We start from the raw sequence: 13489 nt of genomic DNA, 5'->3' as shown, positions 1-13489 counted from the left end.
CATGAGCGATGCAAATACAGGTGCGGTGAGTCAGATCATCGGTTCAACGTTTGATGCCGAATTCCCGGAAGACAAACTTCCGGAAATCTACAATGCGTTAAAGATCGATGAGACCGTCAAGGGTATCGAGATCAACGTCACGGGTGAGGTGCAACAGCATCTTGGAGGCGGCAAAGTTCGCTGTGTGGCTCTGGGCAGCACGGATGGCATGGTCCGCGGAATGACGGTGACCGACACTGGTGCTCCGTTGTCTGTCCCAGTTGGTAAAGGAACGCTGGGACGGGTATTCAATGTCACGGGAGATGCGATCGATGGTCGCGGCGAGGTCGAGCACGACGATCGCTGGGCGATTCACCGGCATCCCCCCAAACTCGAGGACCTTTCGGCCAAAACCGAATTGTTCGAAACCGGAATCAAGGTCGTCGATCTGCTGACCCCGTTCGTTCGTGGGGGCAAAGCGGGCCTGTTCGGTGGTGCAGGTCTCGGCAAGACCGTAATTCTGACGGAACTGATTGCCCGGATAGCAAGTGCTCACGGTGGTTACTCAGTCTTTGCCGGAGTTGGCGAACGTACCCGTGAAGGGAATGACCTTTGGCTGGAAATGCAGGAAACCAAAATCGGCGATACGGGACGGTCGGTCATCGAACAAACCTGCATGGTATTCGGCCAGATGAACGAACCGCCTGGTGCCCGTCTGCGAGTCGCTCTGTCTGCTCTGACAATGGCCGAGTGGTTCCGTGATGCAACGGGATCGGACACACTGCTCTTCGTTGACAATATCTTTCGCTTCTCTCAGGCCGGTTCCGAAGTGTCTGCACTTCTTGGTCGCATGCCCTCCGCAGTCGGTTATCAGCCAACGCTCGGCACCGAACTTGGCGAACTGCAGGAGCGTATTACTTCAACCAACAATGGGGCGATCACATCTGTACAGGCCGTCTACGTTCCTGCGGACGACCCCACAGACCCGGCTCCGGCGACTGCGTTTTCTCACCTGGACGCGTTCATCTACCTGGAACGAAAGATCTCAGAGAAAGGGATCTATCCGGCGATTGACCCACTGGCATCTTCCAGTCGGATTCTGGACCCACAATATGTTGGTGAACGGCACTACAATATTGCTCGTCGTGTTCAGCAGACACTGCAACGCTATCGCGAACTTCAGGATATCATCGCCATTCTGGGTGTCGATGAACTCAGTGAAGACGACAAGATGATCGTCCATCGTGCTCGCCGAATCGAACGCTTTCTCTCACAGCCGTTTCTTGTGGCAGAAGTGTTCACGGGAAAAGCTGGAAAAATTACTCCGATGGAAGAAACGATTCGCAGCTTCGAAGAAATCTGCGACGGTAAGTGGGATCACCTGTCGGAAGCGGCCTTCATGTATGTTGGAGCCATCGAGGAAGCAGAAGAACAGCACAAGAAAATGCAGGCGGAATCCGGCTCCTAGGCCGCAGTATGGACAGGACCAGCATTTAGTGGCTATTAGCTGAACAGACAAAGACAAAAATCTGGAATCAATTTGTGGCAGATCTCAATCTGGTTGTTGTTACTCCCGAAAAGACAGTCATTGATCGCACGGTCGCGTCGATTCGAGTGCCGATGTTCGATGGCAGCGCAGGTGTTTATCCTCGTCGTGCTCCCGTGGTTGGAAGATTGGGTATTGGGGAACTCAGGATCAATGGCAACGACGGAAGTAGCGAATCTTATTTTATTGACGGGGGATTCATTCAGGTCAAGGGCGAACAGGTCTCCGTCCTGACCAGTTCGGTTCAGCCACTCAGTGAAATTGATCGTACGAAGGCACAAGCGGATCTGGGAGCTGCCATCGCCGAACAAGCCGTTGGCGATGAGGAGCTCGCTGCACTGATGCACCGCCAGGAACGAGCACGGAAGCTGGTCAGTCTCTCAGCCGGCAGCTAACATTCTTCGGAAAGTGACTCTGTCGTGTCGATTCACACTGATTGTATTCGACGCATGCAACTGACGAGCAGCGTCCTTCATGCAGTGAAGCCATAAAGCCGGGAACAAACAGATGGCAGGCAAATTCGATCCAAGAATCGACGATCTGGTGATAGAAACCCGCACATTGTGGGATGAGTCTGTTGGCGAGGAACTTTCCAACGAAGACCGTCGCTGGGTTTCACAGACCATTCACGAGCATCCGCAACTCGCCGCAAAAATCCGGTATGAGCGCAGCCACACCGGGTTTACCCGGGAAATCACAGTCACACTCGAAGACATTCAGAAACTGTACACTGTGCAGAGTCGTGAGTCCTGAGTCGTTGACATTTGTTACTTAGTAAGTTTCAGACTTGCAGAGTGTCTCTTTTTTGAAGATATGAATCAGATGACGCGCCGGTTTTAGTGACAATCGTGTTTGTTTAGTCGGGAAGAAACTGACCTGCCCGGAATTTCCGATTATTGTGAATGTCAAAGTGACCTAGTCTCCGTGTCGCTGCCTGGTGTGTGTCATGGTACGATCGCTTCGGCGGATCGCGAACAATTCCATCGAAAGTCCTGACCATGCCCAAAATCAACTTTGTTAAAGAGAAGGTGATTGCCGATGCGGCGGACGGCGACAACCTCCGATCCATTGCCAGGAAAAACGGCGTACAGCTGTATTCGGGCCCGCACAAAGTTTTCAACTGTATGGGATTCGGCCATTGCGGCAGCTGCAATGTGATTGTCAAAAAGGGTTCTGACAACTGCAGCCGGAAGGGCCTTCTGGAATCACTGTGGAAGTGGGCTCATCCGTTACTGGGACTCAAGGTCCTGAGTAATGAAGGAAAAGATGTGCGTTTGGCGTGTCAGGCCAAAGTCCACGGCGACATGGAAATCGAGACACACCCACCGGTCAACTGGCACGGTGATAAATTCTGGGGCTGATCGGATTTGTGACGCCGGGCCGGACCGGTGTGACACTAACCCGGTGAGGTGACCGGGAACCACGCTCTAGCAGCAGGATTGGCCAGTCATGTCGCTGCGACTTGTGCTTCTGGGAACCGGTGAATTTGCGCTACCGTCATTTCGCGCACTAATCGCGTCAGAACATGATGTTGTGGCAGTCTACACCCAGCCCGATCGTACCGGCAGGGGCCATCATCGTCACGTGAACCAGGTCAGGGTGCTGGGAGAAGAAAACGACATACCGGTACGCCAGCCTGAGCGGGTCAATAATTCGGATGTGCTGGACGAACTGCGGTCTTTTAACGCCGACTTATTTGTCGTCGCAGCCTATGGTCAGATATTGAAGCCCGATTTTCTGGCGATACCCCGCCTGGGTGCATTTAATCTTCACGGCTCACTCCTGCCACGTCACCGGGGAGCCGCGCCGGTTCAGTATTCGATCTGGAAGGGCGACTGCGAGACGGGTGTCACGATATTTCAGATCGAACCGGCACTGGATTCCGGCCCCGTCGTCGGACGAGTTACCACAGCAACTGGCCCCAGAGAAACATCCGGCGAACTCATGCAGCGTCTGGCGGAGATGAGTGGTCCCCTCACTCTGGAAGTCCTCAGTCGTCTGGCCGACAACACAGTCATTTTCGAACCTCAGGACAGCGGACTGGTCACACTGGCTCCCAAGATTCGCAAGGAAGACGGATTCATCGACTGGTCACAGTCAGCAGTCGAAATCGATTGTCAGGTACGAGCGATGCAGCCCTGGCCTAAAGCGAGCACCTGGATGGATTCCGGGGACAGGAGGCTGCGTTGTATTCTGGTTGATGTGCAGCCGTTAACCAAGACAACTACTGTCGAACCAGGAACGATCGTCCAAACGGAAAAATTTCTCACGGTCGCTACCGGTTCCGGGATGCTGCAGGTCAACCGCATTCAGCCGGAAGGGAAACAATCCATGGACGCGATCGCATTCATGAATGGTTATCGGACTGCAACGGGACTCCGTTTCGGTCGTTAGTTTTGGACCAGCCGCACACAGAATCTGCGATCAGTGAGGTCCCGACGTTGCCAGCGGCCGCACAATAAAAAATGTTGTCCCGGAATCAGTCACCCCGATTGTAAACACAAAGCTTTTAGTGTTTTTGAGAGGGACAGAAACTTGAGTCCGGTATCAGTCTACGGACAGCCACAAGCAGTTATACCGGGGTTTTCTACAGACTGTCGATCAGTCTTTGACGTTTCAGCCGTCTGGTCTCTTCCTGAATACGTTTCTGTTCTTCATGGACGGCGCGAAGATCGCTCAGGACTTCATGGAATTCAGCCATATCCTTCACGCTTTCCAGGACCAGCTTCAGCCTCGTAATCAATGAGCTAATCTGTTTTTCCGATTCGGTAACCAGCTCCAATACCGGTTTCCGTTCTGTTGCAGCGACCCGGAAACGGCTCAACACCCGGTCGGCCTTCGGCACTTCGGTATTTACGACTGCCTGCAGCGGAACAACGATCTTTCGTCTCATCGTTTCAGACAACTGAGCCGGCGGAACAGCGTTGTTGATCAACTGTTGAATGATCTCGTCAAAGCTGAGCAGGATTGATTTGAATTCGTTTCTTTGACGCCGAAGAGTATTGCCACTGCCAGTCGCACATGTCGTGAGTCCGATACGATCTTTGGAGGATGCTTCATCACCCGCGGACTCGATTCGAAGTGCAACAACTTTGTGAAGCATCAGATCGTTACGCACCTGTTCAAGATCGCGCAGTGCCTGCTCAAATCGTCGTCGAAGGTTGATCTCCCGGGCGTACAACAGCGAAAGAAGCTCTTCGTTGCTGACAATTCTAAAGACGAATGGATTACCACGAGAAATGTTGACATTGTCAATCGCACAGCCGTCGCCGGCCGTCAGGGCAATCGACAGAGTCTGCCCTTCAGTCAGGTCCAGCGGCTGCACCTGAAATAACTCGGGTTTGCGAACGGACGGCAACTCAATCGTCTCACGACCAAGCAAGAACACTGTGGCGTTTTTTGAAAATGCGTCCGAAAACGGTCGCGGGCGCCAGTGTGTCTCGTCGTCAACTGTGAATTCGAAGCCGGCCGACATCAGCCCGTAATCGTCACTAATGGAACCGGTGAACGGAATAACAGCTCGGCGCGTGATGGCACTGTCAACTCCGTCAACACGAACATCAATCACCGGAGGACGGTCTTCAATACCCCGAACGTGAAAGACCAGCGGACGAGTGGACACGATGTCGTCGCGGTCATGCAGTGAGAATTTCAATGAGGTATTGGGAGGAATTCTGAGAACATTCTCCGGGTACAATGCTGCATCTTCTGTGTCCGGTTTGTACAGCAGATCGTCCTGCTCCTCTGCAGGAATTTTTTCATCCTTTCTCATCAACACAAAATCAGTCATCACCTGAAAACCGTCCGCCGAAATCAGCCCTGCCCCCCTAATGGGCAAACCACCGTCGTGGATTTCAATAACTGATGTATCCGCACCGCCGGACAGGTCAAACTCATTCGTGGAAATACGGACTGCCTGCAGTGGTTTACTGCATACCGCCTGTAGACGAAATTCTGTTCCAACCGGCAGTGAAACTTCACTGCCGGTGATTTGTAGTTCAGTTCCGCGCAGTTGGTTCCATTGCGTGTAACCCGGATATCTGCACTGAAGTGTAATATTGTCGAGTACTGGCGGTGAAACCGTTCGCACAGTGAGTGGCCGCGGAATTCGAAAGTCGCCTGCCAGCAATTCAATCTCGATGTCTTCCTGCAATCGAGTGACCACATAACGAAACGTCCGTTCAGAGGCGGGCGACACATACGTCCGACTGGTCGTCCCGTCGGTCCGTCGGACGTCGACTCGAATACGTTCCGGAATGACCCATGGCTCTCCGTTCCGGCGCACGGTTTCCGGAACTATGAATTCCAGTTCCAAATCGTTGCTTCTCGGGTGCAGGTAGACTCGTTGTTCGGAAAGTGTTCGAAATGCCAGCCGTCGGTCGCCAGGCTGCTGGATCACATAGACGTCCAGATCGGTCGTTCGCTCGTGATAAACGACATCACAGCGGACGAATGCTTTCCACCATCGGGGCAGAGTCTCCGGTGCTGCCGCGCCCGTGGCGACAACTGACATTGCCAGAATTCCGGCCGTCCAGCTGCGTTGTTTGAGCGGAGCAGTTTTGAAAACAGCAGATGAGGGCGTGTTCTGTGACATCTGACATGCGTCAGAAATCGTACGAGCCAGCATTTGAGATGAAAGCGGCCCGCTGCAGGTCAGACCCTCTACACCTTCGACGGCCGTAATGAGACGGTCCTGAAATTCCGGAAATCGACGTTCCAGTAACAGGGCCAGATCTCGGTCCTGAAGACGCCGCCACAGTGGCACCACCAGATTACGGAACAATAACCACACGGCTCCCGCCAGCATCACGACCAGCAGTCCTGCTCTCAGGCCAACAGGCAGTTCAAGTCGCTGCAGCGCAAACCAGCCGAAATCCAGTCCGGTAGTTACCCAAAAGATGACAGCAGCGGCAGTGACCAACCCTAACAGTCCGGACAGCAGACAATATCGGCGCATCTGCCGACGGAGCATGCGTATCAACGCCCGAAGTTCAACGGGCAGTTCTGTCCGAATGGTTCTGTTCGAGCTGCGCATGTCCTGATTGTACGCCGAACGGAGGTCCCCGGCGACCATTGAGTACCACCGGTAGTCACACAGACAGAAAAGTGACCGACTGTACAGGACGCTTTATTTTCTGTTTCGTGATTATGTAACACAGCCTGCCGAGATTCTCGACAGACAGCAGACAATTCCGACGGCTACCGACCAACCAGCTCACCGTTATCTTTTGTGGACTCGATAGAACGCCATGCTTCGAATTCTTCATTGAGACGCGGCGCAATTGACACGCTGACTCCCTCCTTGGTCATAAACACGACACCGTCCAGCAATGAAATGTCCCTGATTGCTTTGTTCAGGTCAGCATCGCCAATTCCGTCAGCAATAGCCTGCACAGTTACACTTTGGTCACTGCGAAACAGGATTTTCATGACATCCAGGGTGGTTTTTGAATCAATGTTCTTCACGTCTTCCAGACGATGCCATGTATACCATGCGCCAAAGAACAGTCGCGGAACCAGCATTGCAATCCCAATGAATTTTTCCCCATAGGAAAGGTCCGGGTCCATACTCCCAAAAGCCCATGACCATACCGACGATGTTGCAGGAACCAGGTTGAGTACGATCTTGTCGTTGTTACAAACTGCTTTGTGTTTGCGATCACAAAGATCAGTCCGGGCCTGATTCCAGGTATACAGTCCCATGACTCCAAACACCGCGAGATTCACCAGAATTCCCGCGGTTGCGCTGTAGGCACTGAAAAACACCAGAAAAAGGAATCCCGCCTCAAGCAGGAATAAAACAAGCCCGACGGCCGCCATGCCCACGGGGGCAGCAGCCGTCATCCTGCGCTGGACCTCAATACGATTAAAAACCCAGCTTTTGAATCCGTGTTTCTTCATGTAAGTTGCCAGCGATAGAATAATTCTTTGGAGAGCACAGAATCGTTATGAGGTGATAAAATTGCAATACGAAACCACACGTCCGGCATATTTCTCCCGTCTCCTGATACATTTCTGGCCGGATTTGAAGAAAGCCAACTGCGTCAATTCATTGTCTGGAAAGACGGATTCATCAAGTGCTGAATAACAGTCTGCCGATGCAGGAATCTGCGGCAACGGAGCGGCCTGCAGTTATTGCACCTGCTACCGTCGCATTAAACCCACGTTTGTGCCGGTAAACTGCTGTATTCCATTAGCGATTGCGTCCACGTGATGATTCGTTCACAAAGCAGGCTGCAATGCGCAAAACACCCGCCTTTGTTGGTAAGACTCGCTACGACTCAGTCGCCCGCAGACCTCATCCAATAATCTCACGCCGCTGATTGACGTAATCCCAAACGACAAATCTGTCCAGGTCGCTGCCAGCGGTGAAAAACACTCGACCACCAGTGCCTTCGGCAAGGCGATGAGCAAACTGAACATCTTCGTGCGACTGCGACCAGCTGGGCAACAGGAAGATGTTGATCGTAATGTCTTCGTGACGGCACAATTGACCTTCCCGCATCGTGGCACGTTCTGTACGAGGATCGGGTGGGTATAACAGAAAAAGATCACTGTTTTCAAAATGAGCTGTTGGCAGTCCATCGGTGATCAGGATTACCTGTCGATTCGGAGTATCCTGACCGGCAAGAAACTGCCGCGACATCTGCAGACCGTGCTGCAAATTCGTGAAGTGAGGCGGTATCTGACCGACACTGATATCCTCGTTGCTCATATCGGCGCGAATTCGCACAATCGGATCCGTGATCGTCGGAATTTTCGGCATCAGCGAGACCACATCCCCGGCGGGCACCATTCTTGCAAAGCTGGCAACTTCGATGAACCGCAGGAAATCGCCAGGATACTCAGACAGGATGAGTCCATTCAGAGCCAGAGCCATGCGTTTTACGTTCACATACTGGCCGTCGTAGCGCATGGACCCGCTCATGTCCATCAGGACGGTCGTCGCACACTTCGGATTGTTGCGAGACCGATGGACTTCGATATCCCGCGACTGAAGACGAAGCGGCCGTTCCGTTCCCTGCCGCAGCATGGCGTTAATCATGGTTTGAGGCACATCCATCTGTGCCACGGAATCACCAAACTCATATTGCCTGGTGCGCTGCAGTTCCACCGCGCCCTCGCCTTCGACAGGTCCCTGATGCCGTCCGGAACGCGAGGATTCCAGATCGCTGAAAATACGTTCAAGAAGTCTTCCCTGAAAGATGCGGTATGCCTGAGGCGAAAGCTGCACCTGACCATCGGCATCGGTAATGCCCTGTTTCTGCATCAGATCTTTGAGATACTGCTGGACCTGTTTTTGAAACTCTTCAAGTTGTTCGATCGATTCCGGATCGGCAAAGTCGGCCAGATCCTCCATGTCAATGATCGCCAGCTGAGCCGTTTCTTTGGCTTCTTGCAGCTGTTTCAGTACTTCTTCGATCTGTTTGAGTTCCTCCAGAACTTCAATCGCCCGCGGAATACTAAGAGCCTCGCGCCCCGTGAATTCCCAGTTTGATGCAAGAAACTCGATCTTGTACTTTTCACCAAGTGCCTGCATCGCCCACAACAGTCCCGAAGCAAACTCCGGGTGACTGCGCTCCGCCTGATACCACAAACGCTCCAGTTGATAGAGCTGCTCAGTACGAATCGTCCGGTACAGCTGTTTACGAAATTCCGACGGGGCATCGATGTTTGCAGACGTTTCTGCGAATTGTTGAGTCGCCAGCTGCCGAACAGTATCCGTTTCATATTTTTCCAGGATACGTTTTCGTCTTTCTTCGAGAATAGCAATCAGCGACTCAAGGCTGGGACCGAGTCCGGGGAACTGGCCCGGGTCCAGCCGGATGGCATTGGCAAGCTCCTCTTCCGTGAATTCTCTCATCGACCCCCAGTGAAGCATGTGTTCAAATACCGGGGAGACAAGATCGGGTGAGGCCCCTGTCGACGGCGGAAAATTTGCCGGGTCGTACTGTTGGTAAGTATGGACAATTCCGCCGAGATGCGGGCTAAGAGGACGCTGTGCCACAATACGGTGTCCGCTAAAGTTCTGTAGACTCTGCCGGAATGCATTATGTGCAGGGCAGCAGCGGCCGACCAGCATGCATCAGCAGGTTATTTGCTCCAGATCACAACTGGAGTCATCAAACCACGGTTGCTATTGTGAGGACGGTCTGTTGCGGCACCACTGGAATCGGGGAAATGCGCGAACTCACAGCTTTTCAAGACAAAAAAAATGCCGGGCGACTTGCCGCCTATCTGATGACGCAGTCGATCGCGGCTCAGGTCGAAGAAGAGCAGGGTCAGTGGATCATCTGGGTGATCAACGACGATGATCGTGAGACTGCGCGGCAGATTCTGGAAGATTTCCGGGCGGATCCGCAAGACAGTCGCTACGACACGGCCGTGGGCCAGGCGAAGCAGCTGGCACGTCAGGAAACGGCCGTACAAAAGAAGATTCAGCGACGTCAGATCGATATGACAAAACGCTGGAGTGGCCACTGGTGGTACGCTCATCCGGCCACCACCCTCCTGATCACAATTTCCGTACTGGTGGCCGTTGTGTGTACAGACTGGCAACGTATGGAACCCGGCATGCTCGGGTTCCCCGCGTTGTGTACAAATCAGGATTCCGTTCTGCTGAGGCACCTGTACGTCGCTCACATGGAAATTGTTGACTACGACGGTACCCGCATGATCCAATACGAAACCCCGTGGAACGCGGTCTTACGCGGGGAAGTCTGGCGACCGATCACCCCGATTTTCCTGCACTTCGGTGTCCTGCATCTCCTGTTCAATATGATGTGGATGAAGCAATTGGCGTCTTCCGTTGAGTCTGTAAAAGGCACGCGACGCTTTCTTGTGCTGGTGTTTTTGATTGCTCTGATATCAAATCTAGCTGAATTTTACTGGTCCGGTCCAACTTTTGGGGGGATGTCGGGCGTCGTATTCGGGATGATCGGATATGTCTGGATGCAGGGTAAAACCCAGCCCCACCAGGGGTTAGGGCTCCCTCAGGAGACACTGGTCTTTGCTGTTCTGTGGCTGTTTCTATGCATGGGCGGTGCTTTCGGCCCGATTGCCAATGCAGCTCACCTAGCTGGATTTGCTGCCGGGATCCTTCTGGGAGCCTGGCAGACTCTTTGGAAATCAGGAATACAACGGCAGCGTTGACAATCCGGTCAACCGCAGCCCGTTTGTGCATCTTGCGGTGGTTTGCCGATCGGCGATACAATTGCCCACAGGCAATAATGGGTCGTTGAAACCTGCCAATGGCAAAAACGGCCTGATGGATTCGGAAAAATGCCAACAAAGGGATCTGGCAGTACGGATGCTCAGCTGGATGCGACAAAAATTTTCCTCGGATTTAGCGATCGATCTGGGGACGACTTCAACTCAGATTGGCCTGCCGGGCGAAGGGATCCGACTGGACGAACCGTCTGTGGTTGCGGTGCCTTCCGGCTCACGCCAGGTGGCCGGTAAGGGGGCTGCCGTTGGCAAGCTGGCTCATCAAATGCTGGGACGCACCCCGAAAAGTATCACCGCTGTACGTCCCCTGCGCCACGGCGTCATTAGTGATTTCCAGCTCACCGAATCTATGCTGCGGTATTTCATTGGCAAGGCAGCTCGCCAAAAAATGGGGATGAAGCCTCGAGTTGTTGTTGCTGTTCCCGGCGGAATCACTGCTGTGGAAAAGCGTGCCGTCTTCAACAGCCTGGAGCGTGCCGGAGCCGGACGAATCTGGCTGATCGAAGAATCACGTGCAGCAGGAATTGGTGCGGGACTGCCGGTGTCTGAACCTCTGGCCAGTATGGTCTGTGACATTGGAGGAGGAACCACAGAAGTTGCAGTCATGAGTCTGGGAGATATCGTGGCAAGTCGCTCGATCCGCGTCGCAGGAGACGCCATGGACGCTGCTATCGTCCAGTATCTGCGCCGTCAGTATTCCCTACGCACGGGAGAACATTCGGCCGAACAACTCAAGCGGCATATCGGAAGCGCGGCTCCGCTCGATCACGAAGTCAGTCGAGAAATCAGCGGACTGGATACGGCCAGTGGAGTGCCGCGGAAAGCCGTAGTAACCAGCGAAGAAGTGCGGGAGGCGTTGCAGGAACCACTTGAACAAATCGTTGATTCCGTTCGTGCCACGATAGAAAGCTCGCAGCCCGAACTGGTTGCAGATCTGGCTGATACCGGAATGGTTCTGGCTGGCGGCGGATCACTTCTCCGGGGAATCGATCGGTATTTGAACCAAAGACTTGGACTTCCTGTCCGAATTGCGGAGTCTCCCCGAACCACAGTGACGCGTGGAGCCATGATCTGTCTGGAACATCTCGACCGCTGGAGCGATCGACTGGACAGTGGAGCTTAAATTTGTCGAACCTGTTTCAGGCGGTATTTCTGACTTCGTCGGTCTCATGTTTCACTGACCATCACAATCACATCTCACAATAAAACTCAGTCGCTCCCACCCATGATTCATAATTCGCGGCGATCGGCGTCATAAGTCCTGACTTGGTGATATGAACTCAGCTCATCAGACCCGCAATCTGTGGACTGCATTCGCCGGAGTGCTGCTGTTGACCATCGTGGCAGCGACAGCCGACCGGTTTCAGATACTGTCCGGTCTGCGTTTGTCGATGAACGATTTCCTGAGTCCCGGACGGTTTTTGGTTGCCGCAGTCTCCGAAAGCCCAAAGTCGGTTTTTACCGGTGCAGAAGAAGAGTCACGGTTGTCATCACTAACGTCACAATTGCAGGAGATGGAGCAACAACGCCGAGAGTTGATCATCGAAAATACTCAACTGCACAATCGCCTGCAGCGACTGAGTGCATCGAATGGACATAGTGATCAACGGGCGCCACTGATTGGTTTCGATCTGGTTTCTGCTCAGATTCTCAGCCGTCACGGTATGCCGTCCTGTCTTCGGCTGGCCATGATCGATGCAGGACAAGTCCATGGATTGAGACGATCGGAACTGGTGCTGGACGCCACAGGAACGGTGCTGGATTCCGGCATCCACCACCGAGTCACCGATGGCCGACCGGTGATAGCAGGATCAGTTGTGGTGGGTCGAATTGCCCGGGCCGGACGATGGGTCAGTCAACTGGTACCGGTGACGGATGAATCTTATTCTGCCAGAATTCGACTAATTCGGCATTCCGCTCACGGAACTCAGACAGGCATCGAAGGCATGCTCGAAGGCACCGGAGATTCGTGTCGAATATCGGGAATTGCAGACGTGGCATCAGTCGCCGTTGGCGATGAAGTGTTCTCGGCTGATATTAACGGGATGTCCGGACCCTGTCTGTATTACGGGACCGTCGTGAAGGCCGACTTCGAGTCAGCTGCGGGATGGTCCGTTTTCATGAAGCCCGCGATGGAGCTTTCCGGAATCAACGAAGTTGCTGTCGTCGTACCCGGACTCAATGCTGATCAAATTTCAGCCGGACACGAGTCAACAACGGTGCGGAGACTTCAATGAAAGGATTCCTGGTCACCGGAATACTCGCATGGGGTGCGATGATTCTGGAACAGAGCCGACCCGGGGTTCTGCCAGCCGGGGCGGTCCTGCAGCCATTGGTCATTATCAGCATGCTGTGGAATCGTACGGCCGACGGAGTTTTTACCGGTGGGATTATACTGGTTCTAGACTGGATTGCTCGTCCGCAGGGCATCCCACTACTCCCGGTTGTACTCACGTTTGCCGCCACAGTACTAATCGTGCAAACAGCTTCTGATCCATGGGGAACAATACGCCCCGGGGTGCCACAAATCCCCGACTGGATCCAGCCCGCAGTCCTGGTCGTTGTTGCCATTTTGGTATCAACTGCTCCGGCAATCATCACTCAACATTACAGCCTGCGGGATGCTCTGCAGTTCATTCGGTCGTATGCGATGGTATCAATCCCCTTAACAGTGCTGATGACCGGAGTCATGAAACTTGCAGGCGAATTCGGCCTGCGCCGGATGACCTGATCCGG

12 protein-coding genes are annotated in these 13489 nt (G+C 53.5%); 9 read left to right on the top strand and 3 right to left on the bottom strand.

Features of this window, described 5'->3' with window-relative positions; all coding sequences use genetic code 11:
* Position 1: 1 nt before the first annotated feature.
* From atpD to fmt, 5 genes are all read left to right on the top strand, one after another.
* A complete protein-coding gene (atpD, locus tag MK110_15555) occupies positions 2–1447 on the top strand; it encodes a F0F1 ATP synthase subunit beta (GenBank protein ID MCH2212719.1) in 1446 nt (481 codons plus the stop codon).
* 74 nt (positions 1448–1521) lie between these two features.
* A complete protein-coding gene (gene atpC, locus MK110_15550; GenBank protein ID MCH2212718.1) occupies positions 1522–1920 on the top strand; it encodes an ATP synthase F1 subunit epsilon in 399 nt (132 codons plus the stop codon).
* Between the two features lie 112 nt (positions 1921–2032).
* Positions 2033–2278: a hypothetical protein gene (locus MK110_15545; GenBank protein ID MCH2212717.1), complete on the top strand. Its 246-nt coding sequence runs from the start codon at positions 2033–2035 to the stop codon at positions 2276–2278.
* 245 nt (positions 2279–2523) lie between these two features.
* Positions 2524–2886 carry a (2Fe-2S)-binding protein gene (locus MK110_15540; protein MCH2212716.1) on the top strand — a complete coding sequence of 121 codons (363 nt, stop codon included), beginning with the start codon at positions 2524–2526 and terminating at the stop codon, positions 2884–2886.
* Between the two features lie 88 nt (positions 2887–2974).
* On the top strand, positions 2975–3919 hold the full coding sequence (gene fmt, locus MK110_15535) for a methionyl-tRNA formyltransferase (protein MCH2212715.1): 945 nt from the start codon (positions 2975–2977) through the stop codon (positions 3917–3919).
* A gap of 193 nt (positions 3920–4112) precedes the next feature.
* On the opposite strand, the gene MK110_15530 is transcribed toward fmt, so the two are convergent.
* From MK110_15530 to MK110_15520, 3 genes are all read right to left on the bottom strand, one after another.
* A complete protein-coding gene (locus MK110_15530; protein MCH2212714.1) occupies positions 4113–6599 on the bottom strand; it encodes a hypothetical protein in 2487 nt (828 codons plus the stop codon).
* A gap of 125 nt (positions 6600–6724) precedes the next feature.
* Positions 6725–7426: a hypothetical protein gene (locus MK110_15525; GenBank protein ID MCH2212713.1), complete on the bottom strand. Its 702-nt coding sequence runs from the start codon at positions 7424–7426 to the stop codon at positions 6725–6727.
* A 397-nt stretch (positions 7427–7823) separates the two neighbouring features.
* Positions 7824–9533: a hypothetical protein gene (locus MK110_15520; GenBank protein ID MCH2212712.1), complete on the bottom strand. Its 1710-nt coding sequence runs from the start codon at positions 9531–9533 to the stop codon at positions 7824–7826.
* 173 nt (positions 9534–9706) lie between these two features.
* Here MK110_15520 and MK110_15515 point away from each other — a divergent pair, with 173 nt between their 5' ends.
* From MK110_15515 to MK110_15500, 4 genes are all read left to right on the top strand, one after another.
* Positions 9707–10678: a rhomboid family intramembrane serine protease gene (locus MK110_15515; GenBank protein ID MCH2212711.1), complete on the top strand. Its 972-nt coding sequence runs from the start codon at positions 9707–9709 to the stop codon at positions 10676–10678.
* Between the two features lie 157 nt (positions 10679–10835).
* Complete coding sequence (locus MK110_15510; protein ID MCH2212710.1) at positions 10836–11876, top strand: rod shape-determining protein; 1041 nt, start codon at positions 10836–10838, stop codon at positions 11874–11876.
* 151 nt (positions 11877–12027) lie between these two features.
* The gene (locus tag MK110_15505; GenBank protein ID MCH2212709.1) at positions 12028–12990 is read left to right on the top strand and encodes a hypothetical protein; all 963 of its coding nucleotides are present in this window, start codon (positions 12028–12030) and stop codon (positions 12988–12990) included.
* A complete protein-coding gene (locus MK110_15500; protein ID MCH2212708.1) occupies positions 12987–13484 on the top strand; it encodes a hypothetical protein in 498 nt (165 codons plus the stop codon). The genes MK110_15505 and MK110_15500 overlap by 4 nt, the downstream gene beginning before the upstream one ends.
* The last annotated feature ends 5 nt before the right edge of the window (positions 13485–13489 follow it).

Origin of the sequence: Fuerstiella sp. (assembly GCA_022447225.1) — a bacterium.
Taxonomy (GTDB): domain Bacteria; phylum Planctomycetota; class Planctomycetia; order Planctomycetales; family Planctomycetaceae; genus S139-18.
Note: the sequence above shows the minus strand (reverse complement) of the source record. Positions and strands in the feature narration are given on the sequence as shown.